General features: G+C 53.5%; 14 protein-coding genes and 1 riboswitch. Of the genes, 8 read left to right on the forward strand and 6 right to left on the reverse strand.

What is annotated here, in order from left to right:
* The 3 genes from GO013_RS17075 to GO013_RS16170 form a co-directional block, all read right to left on the reverse strand.
* On the reverse strand, positions 1–189 hold a 189-nt coding region (locus GO013_RS17075), incomplete at its 3' end, for a hypothetical protein (RefSeq protein ID WP_203529684.1).
* 47 nt (positions 190–236) lie between these two features.
* Positions 237–848 carry a methyltransferase domain-containing protein gene (locus tag GO013_RS16165; RefSeq protein ID WP_163812981.1) on the reverse strand — a complete coding sequence of 204 codons (612 nt, stop codon included), beginning with the start codon at positions 846–848 and terminating at the stop codon, positions 237–239.
* A gap of 5 nt (positions 849–853) precedes the next feature.
* Positions 854–1,537, reverse strand: a complete 684-nt coding sequence (locus GO013_RS16170) for a transporter substrate-binding domain-containing protein (RefSeq protein ID WP_163812983.1) — start codon at positions 1,535–1,537, stop codon at positions 854–856.
* Between the two features lie 72 nt (positions 1,538–1,609).
* Between GO013_RS16170 and GO013_RS16175 the strand changes: the two genes are divergently transcribed.
* The 4 genes from GO013_RS16175 to GO013_RS16190 all read left to right on the forward strand — a co-directional run bounded on the left by GO013_RS16175 (position 1,610) and on the right by GO013_RS16190 (position 5,372).
* Positions 1,610–1,759 carry a hypothetical protein gene (locus tag GO013_RS16175; protein ID WP_163812985.1) on the forward strand — a complete coding sequence of 50 codons (150 nt, stop codon included), beginning with the start codon at positions 1,610–1,612 and terminating at the stop codon, positions 1,757–1,759.
* Complete coding sequence (locus tag GO013_RS16180) at positions 1,756–2,406, forward strand: Crp/Fnr family transcriptional regulator (RefSeq protein WP_163812987.1); 651 nt, start codon at positions 1,756–1,758, stop codon at positions 2,404–2,406. Before GO013_RS16175 ends, GO013_RS16180 begins: the two co-directional genes overlap by 4 nt.
* A gap of 162 nt (positions 2,407–2,568) precedes the next feature.
* The gene (gene cooS / locus GO013_RS16185) at positions 2,569–4,446 is read left to right on the forward strand and encodes an anaerobic carbon-monoxide dehydrogenase catalytic subunit (protein WP_163812989.1); all 1,878 of its coding nucleotides are present in this window, start codon (positions 2,569–2,571) and stop codon (positions 4,444–4,446) included.
* Positions 4,447–4,571: 125 nt separating this feature from the next.
* Positions 4,572–5,372 (forward strand): ArsA-related P-loop ATPase, encoded by an 801-nt coding sequence (locus tag GO013_RS16190; protein WP_163812991.1) that lies wholly within the window; start codon positions 4,572–4,574, stop codon positions 5,370–5,372.
* An 86-nt stretch (positions 5,373–5,458) separates the two neighbouring features.
* Here the strand turns inward: GO013_RS16190 and GO013_RS16195 are convergent, their stop codons facing one another.
* Together GO013_RS16195 and GO013_RS16200 are read right to left on the reverse strand one after the other, a co-directional pair.
* The gene (locus tag GO013_RS16195) at positions 5,459–5,692 is read right to left on the reverse strand and encodes a hypothetical protein (protein ID WP_163812993.1); all 234 of its coding nucleotides are present in this window, start codon (positions 5,690–5,692) and stop codon (positions 5,459–5,461) included.
* A 22-nt stretch (positions 5,693–5,714) separates the two neighbouring features.
* Entirely contained in the window at positions 5,715–7,778 is a 2,064-nt protein-coding gene (locus GO013_RS16200; protein WP_163812995.1) for a ribonucleoside triphosphate reductase, read from the reverse strand.
* A gap of 170 nt (positions 7,779–7,948) precedes the next feature.
* Positions 7,949–8,124: riboswitch (cobalamin riboswitch) on the reverse strand.
* A gap of 501 nt (positions 8,125–8,625) precedes the next feature.
* Here GO013_RS16200 and GO013_RS16205 point away from each other — a divergent pair.
* Positions 8,626–10,230: a SulP family inorganic anion transporter gene (locus GO013_RS16205; RefSeq protein WP_343219592.1), complete on the forward strand. Its 1,605-nt coding sequence runs from the start codon at positions 8,626–8,628 to the stop codon at positions 10,228–10,230.
* Between the two features lie 103 nt (positions 10,231–10,333).
* Here GO013_RS16205 and GO013_RS16210 read toward each other — a convergent pair whose 3' ends face one another.
* A complete protein-coding gene (locus GO013_RS16210) occupies positions 10,334–11,095 on the reverse strand; it encodes an RNA methyltransferase (protein WP_163812999.1) in 762 nt (253 codons plus the stop codon).
* A gap of 204 nt (positions 11,096–11,299) precedes the next feature.
* On the opposite strand from GO013_RS16210, the gene GO013_RS16215 reads away from it, so the two are divergent.
* The 3 genes from GO013_RS16215 to sppA all read left to right on the forward strand — a co-directional run bounded on the left by GO013_RS16215 (position 11,300) and on the right by sppA (position 16,086).
* Complete coding sequence (locus tag GO013_RS16215) at positions 11,300–12,901, forward strand: lytic transglycosylase domain-containing protein (protein WP_239057927.1); 1,602 nt, start codon at positions 11,300–11,302, stop codon at positions 12,899–12,901.
* A gap of 389 nt (positions 12,902–13,290) precedes the next feature.
* Positions 13,291–15,177, forward strand: a complete 1,887-nt coding sequence (locus tag GO013_RS16220) for a 30S ribosomal protein S1 (protein ID WP_163813001.1) — start codon at positions 13,291–13,293, stop codon at positions 15,175–15,177.
* Between the two features lie 12 nt (positions 15,178–15,189).
* Positions 15,190–16,086: a signal peptide peptidase SppA gene (gene sppA, locus GO013_RS16225; RefSeq protein ID WP_163813002.1), complete on the forward strand. Its 897-nt coding sequence runs from the start codon at positions 15,190–15,192 to the stop codon at positions 16,084–16,086.
* Positions 16,087–16,342: the final 256 nt, after the last annotated feature.

Here is a 16,342-nt window from a genome sequence, read left to right on the forward strand (position 1 = left end):
TTTGACAATTTGCCCCAACAAAAAAACGGCCCCCGCCGGGAGGGCATGGAAGCGGTTCGGGTGCGCAGCACCCACCCTGGCTCCGCGCCAAAGGCGCATTCCTCTCTTTTTTTCTCTCCAAAAGGCACCGCCGCTGCGAGCGTCCTTTTTTAAGAACGTTGCAAGCATCCTTATTTTGGCACGCTGCAAGCGGCATCCCCTTTTCTCAAAAGGCCGGCTGCTCGAAGCCCCCCCCCTCAACACATAATCTGATAGAGTGCCCCCCACCCGCTGAGGTGGGTCTCAATGTGGTGGCCTTTCAGACCGGTTTCACTGAAGAGGGCTTCCATGCCGTTGCGGGCCATGTATTCCTTGAAGTATCGATGGTGATCTTTTCCTGCAATCCGTTCAATGAGCCGAATGATCCGGTGCGTCCACGGTGAAACCCCAGCGGGTGGCGTGGCATAATCGGCGATGAGAATCTGACCACCCGGTTGGACCACCCGCACCGCTTCCGTGAGAATGGCACAGCCGAGACCGAAGGGCTTTTCGTGAAGAGCGAAACTGAGTGTGGCCGCAGCAAAGGTGCTGTCGTCAAAACTCAGCGACGTGGCGTCTTCGCGGATGAAGACACCGTGGGGACGCTTGGCACGAGCCACGGCCAACATTGAGCGGGAAATATCCACCCCTGTACTCGGTATCCCGGCGGAATTGGTCATGCCAACAAGTAATCCGGTCCCACAACAGAGATCAACGAGTGAATCAACTGCAGTGCGGGTGAGATGCCTGACCATGGCACGATGCATGGACCGTAATGCCGGACCGACAATCGGGTCGTACAGAGAGGCCGTGCAACTGTATTCACTCATCGGTGTCACCGGGCGTTGGCCTTGAGCAGTTTTTTGATGCTGGCGTCAGAAATCTGATGTTCCCGCATGATTTTTTGCAATTCGCCTGAATTAATCATTTCCGGAATACGTCGGTCATAGATGTTTCGGAATAAACGTCCCTGCGGAGTCGGGGGGAAAATGAGATGTGCTTTCATGCTCGCGAGCGGGGTGATGGTGAATTTTGTGGAGGGAAGTTGGGCTTCGTCCATCGCTTCCTTGAGGAGTGTCCTGTCGTCGATGACAAAATCAATGGTTTTTCGATCCAGCATTTCGATGGCGGAACTCAAATCATAGGTTTGACGGGGGGTGAATCGGACGGGAAGCAGGGATTTGAAATCATACCCGTGAAGATACGCGACCTTTTTTCCGGCCAGAGAATCCAGCCCCGTGTACGTGGTGCCCCGGAGAGACATGACAGCCATGGTGTACATGGCGAGCGCGTGACGACCATGAAGCACATCTGTGCGTTGAGTCTCGATGTCGAGCGTGCAGTTGATGACGCCGGATTGGAGAGCCTTGATCGCACGGGTGTACGGTACTTCCTGATGGATCAGTTCATAGCCTTCGGGTTCGTAGACCCGGATCAAGATGTCGGTCAGGAGACCTGAATTCCCTTTCTGGATGGCACTGCCGATGTAGGGCATACCGAAAACACAGATTTTGGGCACTGGCCATTCTGGGTAGCCAGCGAAAAGAGGTCGCGGAGATATCGCCAGAGCCGTGAAGATGAGGAGGCTTGTATGGAAAAGTGCTTTTTTGTTCACCGTGCGACTATTGGCCATTTTGGCCCTGAGGGCAACAAAAAAAGCCTGTTGGGCAAGGGGAAAGTCCTCAATTGGCAGCTCGTTGTTTTGCATGCTATGTATGAGACAAAATGGGGAGTCATATGAAATTTTCAGGCGTGAATTTGCTCGATGAATTGGTCCGGCCCGAATTGGCGGAATTGCGGGCCGTTTTCCATGAACAGACGTTTCCCAAGGGCAATGTCGTTTTTCGACCGGATGTCTCGGACAATGAAGTCTTTATCATCGCCCGGGGGCGGGTGCGTGTCTATCTGGCCTATGAAGACAAGGAATTTACCCTGGGTATCTTGAATCCAGGCGATTTGTACTCCACCCACGCCGGATGCTTTGTCCAGGCTTTTGAAGATGTGGATTTGTTAGTGGCCGATGTCCAATCCGTGAAACGGTGGATGACCGAGGTGCCGCTTTTCACCCGGACCATGGTCCGTGTTCTGGGGCATATCTTGCAGAATTCCTTTTCCATTATCGGCAGCCTGGCGTTCAAGGACATTTATAATCGTTTGCGGGATTACATTGAACGCGAAGCGCGGGAAACGGGCATTCCCGACGGGGACGGTCTGCTGCTCAATCTGGATTTGACGATTGAACAACTCGGGCAGCTTTTGGGTGCGTCCCGGCAAACGGTTTCGACTCTACTCAATAACATGGAACGTTCCGGACTCATGGAAAAACGAGGACGTGGAACCTATTTTATCCCGGATGTGGATGCCTTGCATTCGGCTATTGGGGAATAGGGGTGAAAAACGGTCTGATTATGCCTTTTTTCGCGTCATTTGTCGGCTATCTGACATACACATCTTTTTGAATGGTGTATTCACCAAGGCAGTATACGGTTTTTTGCGAGTCCTCCGGGCCACGCCGACCACTGCCCGGGAAATCAGGAAAAGGAGAAAAGTATGGCCAGAGAACCAAGATCGATCGATGAATTGACCATTTGGGAAGATGCCAAGGCAATGCTGCGAAAAGCGAAACGGGAAGGAGTCGAGACCGTTTATGACCGTTTGGAACAGCAAACTCCACACTGTAAATTTTGTGAACTGGGAACCACCTGTCGGAACTGTACCATGGGACCGTGTCGCGTCAGCGAAAAACGGCCCCGTGGCGTCTGTGGGGCTGATGCCGATGTGATCGTCGCCCGGAACTTTGGCCGGTTCGTGACTGGTGGCGCGGCTGCACATTCGGATCATGGACGCGATCTGATGGAAGTTTTCGAAGCCCTTGTTCAGGGTGATGCGCCACATTACAAAATTACCGATGAAGCCAAGATGCTTCGGCTTGCCGGAGAGGTCGGCATCGAAACCGAAGGTCGTGAAAGCATGGAAGTCGCCAGTGACCTCGCGGAATGTTTTTTCGGGGATTTCGGATCTCGCAAGAAATCCATTTCCCTGTTGTCCCGGGTGCCGGATGTCCGCAAGGAAAAGTGGGCCAAGCTGGGCATGACCCCGCGCGGTGTTGATCGCGAAATCGCGGAAATGATGCACCGCACGCACATGGGCGTTGATAATGATGCGGCCAATACGATGATTCATGCGGCCCGGACCGCACTGGCCGACGGCTGGGGTGGGTCCATGATTGGCACTGAATTGTCGGATGTTCTTTTCGGGACCCCGACTCCGAGCCGGTCTACCGCCAATCTCGCAGTCATAAAAGAAGACATGGTCAACCTGCTGGTACACGGGCACAGCCCCGTGGTGTCTGAAATGATTCTGGCCGCTGCTCGTGAACCGGAAATCGTGGCGCGCGCCAAGGAACTCGGTGCCAACGGTATCAATATTGCCGGATTGTGCTGTACCGGCAATGAGTTGCTCATGCGGAAGGGCATTCCCATGGCGGGCAACCATCTCATGACCGAATTGGCGATCATCACCGGCGCGGTCGAGGCTGTTGTGGTTGATTATCAATGTATTATGCCGAGCCTTATCCAGGTTTCCGGCTGTTATCATACCAAGTTTATCGACACCACGGAAAAGGCCCGTTTCACTGGCGCGATTCATTTTGATTTTGAACCGCATACCGCCTTGGAACAGGCACGGAAAATTGTGTCCATCGCCGTCGAAGCCTTTGCCGAACGTGATCCGAGCCGGGTGGAAATTCCGGGTGAACCCATTGAGGTCATGACCGGATTTTCCAACGAAGCCGTTATCGAAGCGTTGGGCGGGTCGCTTGATCCATTGGTCAAGGCCATTGCCGATGGTGACATTCGCGGTGCGGTCGGTATTGTCGGCTGCAACAATCCCAAGATCAAACACGATTCCCTCAATGTGGGGCTGGCCAAAGAGCTTATCAAGCGAGATATTCTCGTGTTGGTCACGGGGTGTGTGACCACCGCCGCAGGCAAGGCCGGATTGTTGGTGCCAGAAGCCATTGAAATGGCCGGTCCAGGGTTGAAGAAAATCTGTGGAGCACTCGGTGTCCCGCCGGTTTTGCACTATGGGTCCTGTGTGGACAACGCCCGTATCATCCAGTTGTGCGGAGCCTTGGCCAAGGCGTTGAACGTGGATATTTCCGATTTGCCCGTGGGCGCGTCGTCGCCGGAGTGGTATTCGGAAAAGGCTGCGTCCATTGGTCTCTACGCCGTGGCGTCGGGTATCTATACCCATCTTGGCCATCCGCCGAATATTCTCGGGTCCGAAACCGTGACGAATCTGGCTGTTTCCGGGCTGGAAGATCTGGTAGGCGCGTCCTTTTTCATTGAATCAGACGCGGTCAAGACCGCCGAGATGTTCGATGAACGGATCAAGGCCAAACGCAAGGCGCTTGGGTTAAGCGAGTAGGAAAAACTATGACGGGCAGGGAAGGGGAGGACATTTTCTTTCTCTGTCCTTTAATTCGTCTTTCCTCTGATACCGTGACGGGGTTCAAGTTTTTTTTAAGATGGTGTGTCTTCGGAGGTCGTTTCATGAAGATAGCTTTTGCCGGAAAAGGTGGGGTTGGCAAAACCTCCCTGGCAGCGTGGACAGCGGATTGGTTGGCCCGAAACGGAAAGAACGTGTGGTTGGTGGACGCGGATACCGCGCTGTCGTTGGGACAGGCTTCCGGACTGTCTCCTGACCAGTTGCCTCAACCGCTTATTCAGCGAAAAGATTTGGTGCGTGAACGTATCCACGCCGGGGGATTTTTGAATCTGAATCCGGAGGTGGGCGATTTGCCGGACGAGCTGGCCGTTGACGTGCCGCTCGGAGGCGATCCCGCGCCGGGGGTAACGCCTGGTCACAAACGGTTGCTGGTCATGGGAGCGGTGACCAATGCGGGCGGCGGGTGCGCGTGTGATGCCAATGCTCTCTTGAAGGCGGTGCTGGCACATATTGTCATGGACCGGGATGAATGGGTGCTGGTCGATTTGGAGGCCGGGGTGGAACATCTGGGTCGAGGGACCGCCACCCATGTGGACGGGCTGGTGATCGTGTCGGAACCATCCATGCGCAGCTTGCAGACCGGCGCGGTCGTGGGGCGCATGGCCGCCGATCTTGGCCTGACCAATCAGGCATTGGTGGTCAATCGCTATGTCGGAGGTGAAATTCCCGTTCTGGATGGTCTTCCCGAATGGTCGCTTTCCATTCCCGCTCTTTCCGGTTTGCAGGATCGACAGATGATGAACGCTTCGGTCCTGAATCTTCCAGAAAGGGACATGGTGGACGCAACGGTTGCCCGATTATTGGATTCATTGGCTGAATCACCTGTTTTCATGGACGCTGGATAGGACGCTGTCCATTGTCTTCCCCTCAAAGGAAAGGGCCTGCGATCATGTGATCGCAGGCCCGTGTTGTTCAATGAAACGGCAGGGAATCATTCGCGAGAACCATTTGTCCCTGCGGCGATGTCGTTGATTTCATGCAGCGCCTTGCCGCGTGCTTGTGCCAGCTTCTTCCATTTGCGTTTTTCCTTTTTCAAGGCTTCGATGGTGTGCAACAGGTTTTGGACCGTGTGGGCCGGATACCCGTGTGTCCCACGGTTTCCCCTGCGCAGTTCCTCGTCGTTGCTTTGACGGATCGCAATCAGTTGATTGGCATCAAGAATCATCGACGTGCCCTATGAACGCTGTTTAGGCGGTTTCGCAAAAGGTTTGCTGGGAATACTCAAGACGGTCCTTGTACTCTTCCTGCTTCCCTTTGTTCCACCGATTGACGGGGCGGTAATAGCCGACCACCCGGGTGTAGACTTCGGTTTCCTTGTTGCAGGTCGGGCACTGGAAGTGCTCGCCGTAGATGTATCCGTGATCTTCGCAGACCGAAAAGGTCGGCGTGACGGAAATGTACGGAATTTTGGTCTTGGTCATGGCCTTGATGAGGAAGTTTTTGACGCTTTCTTCATCCGGAGCAGCTTCACCCAGGAAGGTGTGGAACACGGTCCCGCCGTTATACAACGTCTGCAACTTGTCTTGGTGTTCCAAGGCAAAGAAGACGTCCGAACTGGAGCCGACAGGCAGCAGCGTGGAGTTGGTATAATATGGCGTCTTGTCGCCCGAAGTGTAGATGTCGGAATACAATTCCTTGTCGATCTTGGCCAGACGATAGCAGGTGCCTTCGCCCGGTGTGGCTTCAAGGTTGTACAGGTTGCCGGTTCCTTCCTGGAATTCGACGACCAGTTTGCGCAACAGGTTGAGCGTGCGCTGCATCAGGTTTGAGCCGGATTCGGTATTCACCCCTTTGCCGAGCAGGTTCATGCATGCTTCATGACCACCGATGAGACCGATGGTGGAGAAGTGCCCCTTAAAGCCGTTTTTCAAGTACCGGCGGGAGAATGGGAACATCCCGGCGTTCAGGTTCTTTTCAACGACTTTGCGTTTGAATTCCAGCGATTCACTGGCCAGATGCGCATATTCGGTCACAAGATCGAGGAAGTCTTCTTCGTTGTGCGCCAAATACGCGAGTTTGGACAGGTTCAGTGTGACCACGCCGATGGAGCCGGTCAGGTCGCCTGCACCGAACAGACCGCCGGTCTTTTTGCGAATTTCCCGCAGGTCCATCTGGAGACGGCAGCACATGGAACGGACATCTTCCGGGTTGAGATCGGAATTGATGAAGTTCTGGAAGTATGGTGCGCCGTACTTGGCAGTCATCTTGAGCAGCAGCTTGCCTTCATCGGATTCCCAGGGGAAATCCTTGGTCACGTTGTACGTGGGGATGGGGAAGGAGAAGATGCGGCCATCGGCATCGCCCTCGATCATGACTTCCAGGAACGCCCGGTTGATCATGGCCATTTCCTCGGCGTATTCGCCATAGGTGGAATCCTGCAACTTGCCGCCGATGATGATGGCTTCCTTGGCAATGTGAGACGGTGGCACGAAATCGAAGGTGAAGTTGGTGAACGGGCTTTGACCGCCCCAGCGGGACGTGGCGTTCAGGTTGTGCAGCAGCTTTTGAATCTGCTGTTTGACGGTTTCGTAGCTCAGACCGTCGTACCGAATGAAAGGTGCGAGATAGGTGTCCACATTGTTGAACGCCTGTGCTCCGGCCCATTCGTTTTGCAGCGTGCCGAGGAAGTTGACGATCTGGCCGCAGGCCGAGTCAAAATGCTTGGCCGGGGTGGATGAGCAGCGATCCCGCAGGTTGAATCCTTCCAGCAACAGGTCCCGCAGGCTCCAACCAGAGCAATATCCGGCCAGTCCAAAGGATAAGTCATGGATGTGGAAATAGCCGTGGGTGTGGGCCATGCGGACTTCTTCGGGATACTTTTCCAACATGTATCGGGCCTGCACCGCGCCAGCCATGTGCAGAATGAGCCCCTGATAGGAGTGGACCATATTGGAGTTTTCGCTCACGCGCCAATCCACGTTGTCCAGATAGCTTTCAGTCACGCCGGAAATGTCGAGATAGGCGTCGTTTTGTGTGCGCAGTTCTCTGCGTTTTTCTCTGTATATGATGTAGCGTTCAGCGACCTTGTACAACCGGGCTTCCATGAGCACCTGTTGGACCATGTCCTGCACTTGTTCCTGTTCGGGAACGTCAACACCGTCGAGTCTTTTTTCAACTTTTTTGGCCAGTCTATTTGCGAGCAGTGGGTCTTTGATACCACTCCCCTTGAGGGCCTTGAAAATGGCTTCGCCGATGCGTTTGGTTGACCAGGTCTCGATACAACCGTCACGTTTTTGAATCTGAATTGGCATAAATTTCCTGTGGCAAACAGTCTCATGCGGAAGGGAGCAACACCGGGATGATTCGGCGTCGCGTTGTTTGCCCTGTTGCCGGTATGATTGACGCGGCAGGACCGCAGAGAATCAGGCAACTGTTATCTGGTATGAACTTTCGTGTCCGTGTACGGATTCCGCGGACCGTCACCGACAGAAACGCTTCAGGTAGGTCTTCTGGCTTTCCTCAAACATTCCGCCTTCCCACATGACAGCAGTGGCTTTCTGGAATGATATTCAAAGAGGATTACAGCGGCGGGACCGCTCCGGTTTTACACCGGATTCCCTGTTATGGCCTGTGGCCACCTGAAGGACATCGTGATCTGGAGAACCTATCTGAAGGTTGCGGCGAGCGCAAGAAGGAAGGCGCAAATTTGCGAGGTCGAAACACGATTTGTGTCGTCAATTTTGCCTGTATGCGAGTGATGACAGGGAGGCACGGAAAACTGTTTTTTTTGTGGGTGGAAGTGTGTCTGGTCTCTTCCAGAGGCGAAAAGACTTTCGTTTTGTTGATTCATATTCGGGGAAAATGATTTTCATCCGCTTTTTGTCGGGAAATTATCTTTTCGCCAAGCGGAACGGTTGACTCCCTTCGAGATATTGGTCATAGAGCACGCCGCTTGAAAGTTTGCAGAGTTATGGACGCCTTCTTGACGTTCCGGTTTTCAGTCCTTCGTCGTGTTTTTCATAATGTAATGCCTCCATTTCAGCAGACGGCCTGACCAGGCTCGTCACCCTTGTCTGCACCGGGATATGCCCGGTGTGTGCCCATTGCTGTTGCCGCTGTATGCGGACGATACTCTCTCAACCGATGAAAGGATTTTTTGTGGAAACACCTTCTCTCTCTGTGGCCGGCACCGATGGCAGTGTTCAGGCCGATATTTTTTCCGGGCTGACCGTTGCTCTGGCCCTTGTCCCCGAAGCCGTGGCCTTTTCGTTTGTCGCGGGCATTTCTCCCATAATCGGCCTGTATGGCGCGTTCATGATGTGTCTTATTACCGCTGTGTTGGGTGGCCGTCCCGGGATGATCTCCGGTGCCACGGGAGCCATGGCGGTCGTCATGGTCAACTTGGTGCTTGAAGGAAATGCGCTTGGGGGTCCTGGTTCCCATGCCGGTCTGAACTATCTGTTTTGTACGCTGCTGCTTGTCGGTGTTTTCCAAGTCCTTGCCGGTGTCTTTCACCTCGGCAAATTCATCCGCATGGTGCCCCGGTCTGTGATGATGGGGTTTGTCAACGGGCTGGCCATTGTCATTTTTCTGTCCCAATTGAAAATGTTTCAGTCCGGTGGCGCATGGTTGCAGGGACCGTCTTTGTGGACCATGGCCGGTTTAGTCGTCCTGACCATGGCGATTCTGACCGTTGTGCCCAAAGTGTCCGCAAAGGCTCCGGGTGCGCTTATCGCCATCATTGCCGTGTCCCTATTGGTTGTTTTTACTCAGATAGACACTCAGACGGTGCTGTCTTTCATTCAATCCAACGGTGGAACCGGCATCAAGGCCGGACTCCCTTCGTTTGCCATTCCGAGCGTGCCGTTCACCATGGAAACCGTGGTGTTTATCACGCCATACGCACTCATTCTGGCCGCTATCGGATTGATCGAATCCCTGATGACCTTGTCGCTTATCGATGAATTGACGGAAACACGCGGCTCCGGCAATCGGGAGTGCATGGCTCAGGGAATCGCCAACTTCGTCAACGGACTTTTTGGCGGCATGGGCGGATGTGCCATGATCGGGCAGAGTATGATTAATGTGACATCCGGCGGCAGAGGCCGTTTGTCCGGCATTGTTGCGGCCGGGGCCTTGCTGTTTTTCATTCTGTTCACATCGCAGTATATTGAACAGATCCCCATCGCTGCACTGGTCGGTGTCATGTTCATCGTGGTCATCAAGACCTTTGCCTGGAGCACATTCAATATCATGAATAAAATTCCCAAATGGGATGTGTTGGTTATCGTGTTGGTGACCGTGTTGACGGTGCGATATGATCTGGCCGTTGCCGTGCTGTGTGGCGTGGTCGTTTCAGCGTTGACCTTTGCCTGGAAAAATGCCGCTCGAATTCGCGTTGAATCCAAAGTGGATACACATGGAATTAAGCATTACACCATTCATGGACCACTGTTTTTTGCTTCCACTTCGCTTTTCCTCCGGCAGTTTTCGGTGCAGGACGATCCCGAAGAGGTCATCATTGATTTTCAGGAATCCAGAATCATGGATCAATCTGCCATTGAGGCGATCAATACGGTTGCCGAGAAATATCATCGCGTGGGGAAATCCATTCACCTTTGGCATTTGAGTACGGATTGTGTCCGGCTCGTCAAACGGGCTCAGAAAATCTGTGTCGTGAATGTGCTGGCCGATCCCGATTATTTTGTGGGCATCGATAACTATCGATTGTACAAGGAACATTTGGAATTCGAATCGTTGTGATGCTGCTGTTTTTTTGTTGTAAAAAAAGCCCGGAAAATTCAATTTTCCGGGCTTTTTCAGAGGCGGTTATTGACAACCGAGACGTGCGCTTCCGTGAACGGCCTTATCCCAGACGTCGGGCGAATTCCGATACGATGATCGCCCCGGCCTGTGCCACATTCAGCGAGTCGAATTGTCGCAAAAACGGGACATGCAGGCTGTGATGACAGTATTTGGACACCCCTGGGCGTATGCCCTTTTCTTCGTTGCCAAGGACCAGAACGGCGGGGGAAGCCAAGTCCGCTGTATATACGTTGGCCGAATCCGAGGTCATGCGCGCCGCGTACAACGTATAGTCATAATTGACGCAATCCTTCATGGCATTGGCCATGTTGCCGACCTTGGCCACGGCCAATTTGTTGAGTGCGCCCGCTGAAGACCGCAGTGCTCCGGCTCCCAGATAGGCTCCATGATGCTGGCAGACAATGAGTCCGGCTCCGCCAAGGGCATGAACTGTTCTGGCCAGCACGCCCACGTTGCCGGTGTCCTGCACCTGATCGAGAGCGACGATGAGCGGCAGCGGCGCATCGACCGCCTCTTCGAGAAGTTGTTCGAGTGGGGTATAGTCCAAAGCGGCACATCGGGCAGCGATTCCTTGGTGATTTCCTCGGTACATATAATCCAGATCCGTGCTCGAGACAGATTTATGTGGCACTTTTTGGGTGCGACATAACTCGAGAATTTCTTCCATGGCGTTATCGCGACGCCCTTTTCTGAAGGCGACAAAGTCAACTTTACGCGGTGTGTCCATGAGAAGTTCTTTGACCGGCTTGTTGCCAACCACGTAAATTTTCCCGTCTTTTTTATCCCGGCCAGTGTTTTGCATTTGTGTATTCCTTTGAATTGTGTGGCAAAAAGTTGCACATGGTTGCGCGTGCCCCGGGCACCGTGTAGGCATTTTACGCTTCTATTGCAATCCTGTGCAAGGTGCGATAGCAGGATAATCACGGACCCCTTGAAGTCGAGATTTTTTCTAGACTTCCATAAATCAGGCTTATCTGGTAACGGAGTGCGGAAGTTGGAGGATAATTTGAAAGTTTTCAAATATGGATATTGGCTTGTGATGACGGTGTGTATTGCAGGCTTTGCGGCGGGCTGTACAGCCAACAAATCGCCTCAGGCCACCTTGCCTGTGCAGGAAGTGTTTTTCGAGAGCCAAGTTCCGGAGGATGCCGAGGAACTGGAACCGGAAATCATTGCCACCCCCGAAGGCGTGGAAGACCACCTGAGTCAGACTGAACAAGCGGTGCTCAATCAACGCTTTGGATTGCTGTTCGACCTTGAACAGCATGAATCCAAAGACGTGGAATTATTCTTTACATTCTACACGCATAAAGCCCGGAAGACCATGGTGCGGTGGCTGAAACGTTCTCAGCCGTATTTGCCGTATGTGCGACGTGTCTTCACCCAGTACGGCCTCCCTCAGGACCTGGTCCTGTTGCCGTTTGTGGAGTCCGGATACAATGTGAGTGCCTATTCCTGGGCCGGAGCTGGCGGGATGTGGCAGTTCATGCGCGGGACTGGTCGAATTTATGGGCTTCAATCGGATTGGTGGATCGATGAACGACGTGATCCATACAAGGCCACTGACGCGGCTGCTCGTCATTTGAAGCATCTTTATGAGAAATTTGGCGACTGGTATCTTGTTCTGGCCGCATATAATGCTGGTGAAGGTAAGATTTCCCGTGCGCTGAAACAGGCCAAATGCGACACCTTTTTCGAATTGACGGAAAGGAATCGTAAATTGTCCCGTCGTACCCGTCTGAAAAAGGAAACCAAGCAATACGTTCCCAAATTTATCGCCATATCGAAAATCTTTCAGAACCTCGATTCTCTGGGGTTCGAGCCTGTTTCCTGGGAAATGGAAGAAGAAGTCGTGCCAGTGAAGATTCCTGGTGGAACCGACCTTTTGGCGTTGGCTCGGGAAGGGGGCATGAGTTGGAAGGAATTTCATGCGCATAACCCGGCGTTTCGGCGTCAGGTCAGCCCACCACACATAAAGGCTACAGCGTATCTGCCCATGAAGAAAGCCGATACGATGATGGCCTATCTGGCGGACCCCGGTTCTCGTCCCTATGCGGGATACAGCCGCTATCGTGTGCGCTCCGGTGATTCCTGGTGGCGTATTTCCCGTCGCTATGGCGTCCCTATCGCCGTGTTGAAAAATGTGAACAATACCCGGTCCAATCGGTTGAAGCCCGGGCAATATGTCATGGTCCCAGCCAAAGGCTCCAAAAAATCCGTGACCGCATCTTCATCCAAGACCCGGGCTATCGCGGTCAAGCGTGGCAATTATGTTGTCCGTTCCGGGGACACCCTGTGGTCCATTTCGCAAGTTTTTGGCACGACCGTGAATACATTGAAACGGTCCAACGGTCTTCGGTCCAGTCGACTTAAGATCGGTCAGAAATTGTATATCCCCAACAGTTCCAACGCAGCGACCAAGCAGGCCGTGAAAAATGCCGGTAAGGTCAAGACCCAATTGGTCAAGTACAAGGTGCGGCGTGGGGACAATCTGACGTCCATTTCCCAAAAATTCGGGGTTAAGGTTTCTGATCTTCGTCGCTGGAATTCCTTGAATTCTCGAGGAACCATCTATGCGGGACAACGCCTCAAGGTGTACGTCCAATAGACGGCCATTTATAGCACGTGCAATCGCCCGGTTCGTTTTTCGAGCCGGGCGTTTTTTTTGACAGACCGAGATGACCAAAGGCGTATGGGCAAATCCGTCTCTGGAAAATCAGACGGAACCCTTGGCAGAAAAGGGTTTACAGGCTCGTGGAATTCCGCTACGTACAGTACTCTTCTTATTATGAAAGGTGGGCAGTTTATCGTATAATGCGTTTGAATTGCAGCTTTTTCTTCGAAGGAGCGTAAGGGTGCGGGAAGCGGTTCGAACGAACTGACCGAATACCTGGGGCTCGACTGCCTCGGAAACGATGACCCGAGTGTTGCTGGTCTCGCATCTTGAAAATATACGTTAATACTACTTTGCCCCGAGGTCCGTTGTGGAGGTAACCCATGGAAAAAACTACTGAATCTGTTGAAGTCCCCGAAATGGACATGGAAATGAATTTTGCGGATGCTCTTGATGAGTATCTCAATTCCGATTTCGGAGATCTGGACGAAGGCACCATCGTTTCTGGTGAAGTCGTCAAAATCGACAAGGATTATGTGCTCGTTGATGTGAATTTCAAGTCCGAAGGACAAATTCCCGTTTCCGAGTTCACCGAAGCTGATGGAACCGTATCCATCGCAGTCGGTGAAAAGGTTGACGTATTCGTCGCCCGCAAAAACGAAGCCGAAGGCACCATCTACTTGTCCCGTGACAAGGCCAAGCGGATGCAGCTTTTTGATAAACTGGAAGAACTCCAGGAGAAGGACGGCGAAGTCGTCGGTCGCATCATCCGTCGTATCAAGGGTGGTTACACCGTTGATCTCGGTGGCGTTGAGGCTTTCCTGCCCGGTTCTCATGTTGATCTGCGCCCGGTCCCTGACATGGACGCTCTGGTCAACCAGGAATTTGATTTCAAGATTCTCAAGATCAACCGCCGTCGTTCCAACGTCATCGTTTCCCGCCGTGTGCTGCTCGAAGAGCACCGCAGCGAGCAGCGTGACAAGTTGCTCGGCACCCTCGAAGAGGGCCAGGTTGTGGAAGGTAAGGTCAAGAACATCACCGAATACGGTGTCTTCATCGACCTCGGCGGCCTCGACGGTCTGCTCCACATCACTGACATGTCCTGGAAGCGCATCAAGCATCCCAAGGAAATGGTCAACCTGGGCGACGATCTCGAACTGAAGATTTTGAACTTCGACCGTGAAGGTCAGAAGGTCTCTCTCGGACTCAAGCAGCTTGTGCCTGATCCTTGGGAAAATATCGCTGAAAAGTACCCCGAAGAGTCCCGCTTCACCGGCACCATCACCAATCTCGCTGATTACGGCGCATTTGTTGAGCTGGAGAACGGCGTTGAAGGTCTGGTTCACATCTCCGAGATGTCCTGGACCCGCAAGCTCCGTCATCCTTCCCAGATGGTCAAGGTCGGCGAAGAAGTGGAAGTCATCGTGCTCGGCGTGGACCCGGAGAAGAAGCGTATCTCTCTCGGCATGAAGCAGATTTCCCCGAACCCGTGGGATGTCGTGGCTGAGAAGTACCCCGAAGGGACTGTGCTTGAAGGCGCGATCAAGAACATCACCGAATTCGGCGTGTTCATTGGTATTGAAGAAGGCATTGACGGCCTGATCCACGTGTCCGATATCTCTTGGACCAAGAAAATCCGTCACCCTTCGGAAGTCTACAAGTCCGGCGATTCCGTCCAGGCAAAGGTCCTGACCGTCGACAAGGAGAACGAGAAGTTCACCTTGGGCGTGAAGCAGTTGACCGAAGACCCCTGGTCTCATGTTCCTGCCAAGTACCCCGTGGGCCAGAAGGTCAACGGTACCGTCACCAACATTACTGATTTCGGTCTGTTTGTTGAGGTCGAGGAAGGTATTGAAGGTCTGGTTCATGTGTCTGAGATCAGCCGCAAGAAGATCAAGTCCCCCTCCGAGCTGTTCAAGGAAGGCGATGTGATCGAAGCCAAGGTCATCCATGTGTCCGCTGATGAACGCCGTCTCGGCCTGTCCATCAAGCAGACCAAGGAAGAGCCTTCCCGTTCCGGTGGCGGCAAGTCCAAGTCCTTCGGTGGCGGCGGTATCGACGCTGGTTCCACTCTGGGCGACCTGCTCCGCGAGAAGCTTGAAGAAGCTGCTGGCGAGATCCTGAACGAAACGCCTCAAGAAGTTGCTCCTGAAGCCGAGGAAGTTGTGGAAGCCGCTCCCGAAGCCGCTCCCGAAGCCGTTGCTGAAGAGGCTGTTGTGGAAACCGAAGCTCCGGCCGAAGCCGCTGCTGAGGAAGAAGAAACCAAATAAAGCGAGCCCATCATGCGTATGGAAGAAACCAGAATTCGGTTCTCCCAACGCCACCCCCTCCTTTTTGGGGTGATGATGATCATATTGGCCGTGGCCCTTGTTTCAGGGGTCATGGCCTTTTTTCGTTCCATGGGGTGGACGCCGGGCGTGCTTTCTGGTGACAAGATAGGTGTGGTTCATGTGGAAGGCACGATCCTTGACTCCAGGAGTATTGTTTCCTGGATTCATACCCTCAAGCGGGATGATTCGATCAAGGGCGTGTTGTTGCGGGTGAACTCGCCGGGCGGAGCCATTGCCCCGTCTCAGGAAATTTATCAGGCCGTGACAGAACTCAACGCGATCAAGCCCGTGGTTGCATCCTACGGGTCTGTGGCCGCATCTGGTGGGTACTATGCATCAGTGCCTTCCCGGGTTATTTTTGCCAATCCCGGGTCGATTACAGCGTCCATCGGGGTCATGGCCGAGTTTGTGACTGTGACCGAGGCCATGGAAAAGCTGGGGATCAAACCCGAAGTTTTGACCACCGGCAAGTACAAGGCGGCTGGGACGCCCATGCGAGAGCTTTCCGATGCCCAGCGCGAACAAATGCATGGTTTGATGATGGATTTGCACGAGCAGTTTGTCGATGACGTGGCAGCAGCGCGGAATATGGATCGGGCGCAGGTCGCCGCCATTGCTGACGGGCGCGGTGTGTCTGGTCGGCAGGCGTTGGCGCTCGGGTTGATCGATCAACTGGGCAGTATGTCGCAGGCCGTTGATGCGTTGAAAAAATTGTGTGAAATTGACGGTGAAGCGGTCCTCGTCGAGGGACCAGTTGAAGACGTTCCGTTTATTCAGGAAATTCTCGGGTCGATTCAATTCGATTTTTCGTCCAGTCTCCCGCAAGGGTGGACGTTCTCCTACAAATAAGTGGGGGGCTTTGAGCAGCGTGCCTGAAGACGGACGCTTGCAGCGTGCCTGGGGATGCCGCTTGCAGCGGCGGTACTTTTCTTGAAAAAAAGAGAAGAAAAGAGAGGAATGCGCCTTTGGCGCGGAGCCAGGGTGGGTGCTGCGCACCCGAACCGCTTCCATGCCCTCCCGGCGGGGGCCGTTTTTTTGTTGGCGCAGATTGTAATCTCAAACTTAACACTTTCGGGGGGGGGAGTTCCCAAAATGAATGTCCCAT

Source organism: Pseudodesulfovibrio sp. JC047 (assembly GCF_010468615.1).
Taxonomy (GTDB): Bacteria; Desulfobacterota; Desulfovibrionia; order Desulfovibrionales; family Desulfovibrionaceae; genus Pseudodesulfovibrio.

Excerpts from the sequence above, each read along its gene's own strand:
- GO013_RS16175 (WP_163812985.1), top strand. The coding sequence starts at position 1,610 with ATGGAAAAGTGCTTTTTTGTTCACCGTGCGACTATTGGCCATTTTGGC.
- GO013_RS16165 (WP_163812981.1), bottom strand. The coding sequence starts at position 848 with ATGAGTGAATACAGTTGCACGGCCTCTCTGTACGACCCGATTGTCGGT.
- GO013_RS16190 (WP_163812991.1), top strand. The coding sequence starts at position 4,572 with ATGAAGATAGCTTTTGCCGGAAAAGGTGGGGTTGGCAAAACCTCCCTG.
- GO013_RS16210 (WP_163812999.1), bottom strand. The coding sequence starts at position 11,095 with ATGCAAAACACTGGCCGGGATAAAAAAGACGGGAAAATTTACGTGGTT.
- GO013_RS16200 (WP_163812995.1), bottom strand. The coding sequence starts at position 7,778 with ATGCCAATTCAGATTCAAAAACGTGACGGTTGTATCGAGACCTGGTCA.
- GO013_RS16195 (WP_163812993.1), bottom strand. The coding sequence starts at position 5,692 with ATGATTCTTGATGCCAATCAACTGATTGCGATCCGTCAAAGCAACGAC.
- GO013_RS16220 (WP_163813001.1), top strand. The coding sequence starts at position 13,291 with ATGGAAAAAACTACTGAATCTGTTGAAGTCCCCGAAATGGACATGGAA.
- cooS (WP_163812989.1), top strand. The coding sequence starts at position 2,569 with ATGGCCAGAGAACCAAGATCGATCGATGAATTGACCATTTGGGAAGAT.
- GO013_RS16180 (WP_163812987.1), top strand. The coding sequence starts at position 1,756 with ATGAAATTTTCAGGCGTGAATTTGCTCGATGAATTGGTCCGGCCCGAA.
- sppA (WP_163813002.1), top strand. The coding sequence starts at position 15,190 with ATGCGTATGGAAGAAACCAGAATTCGGTTCTCCCAACGCCACCCCCTC.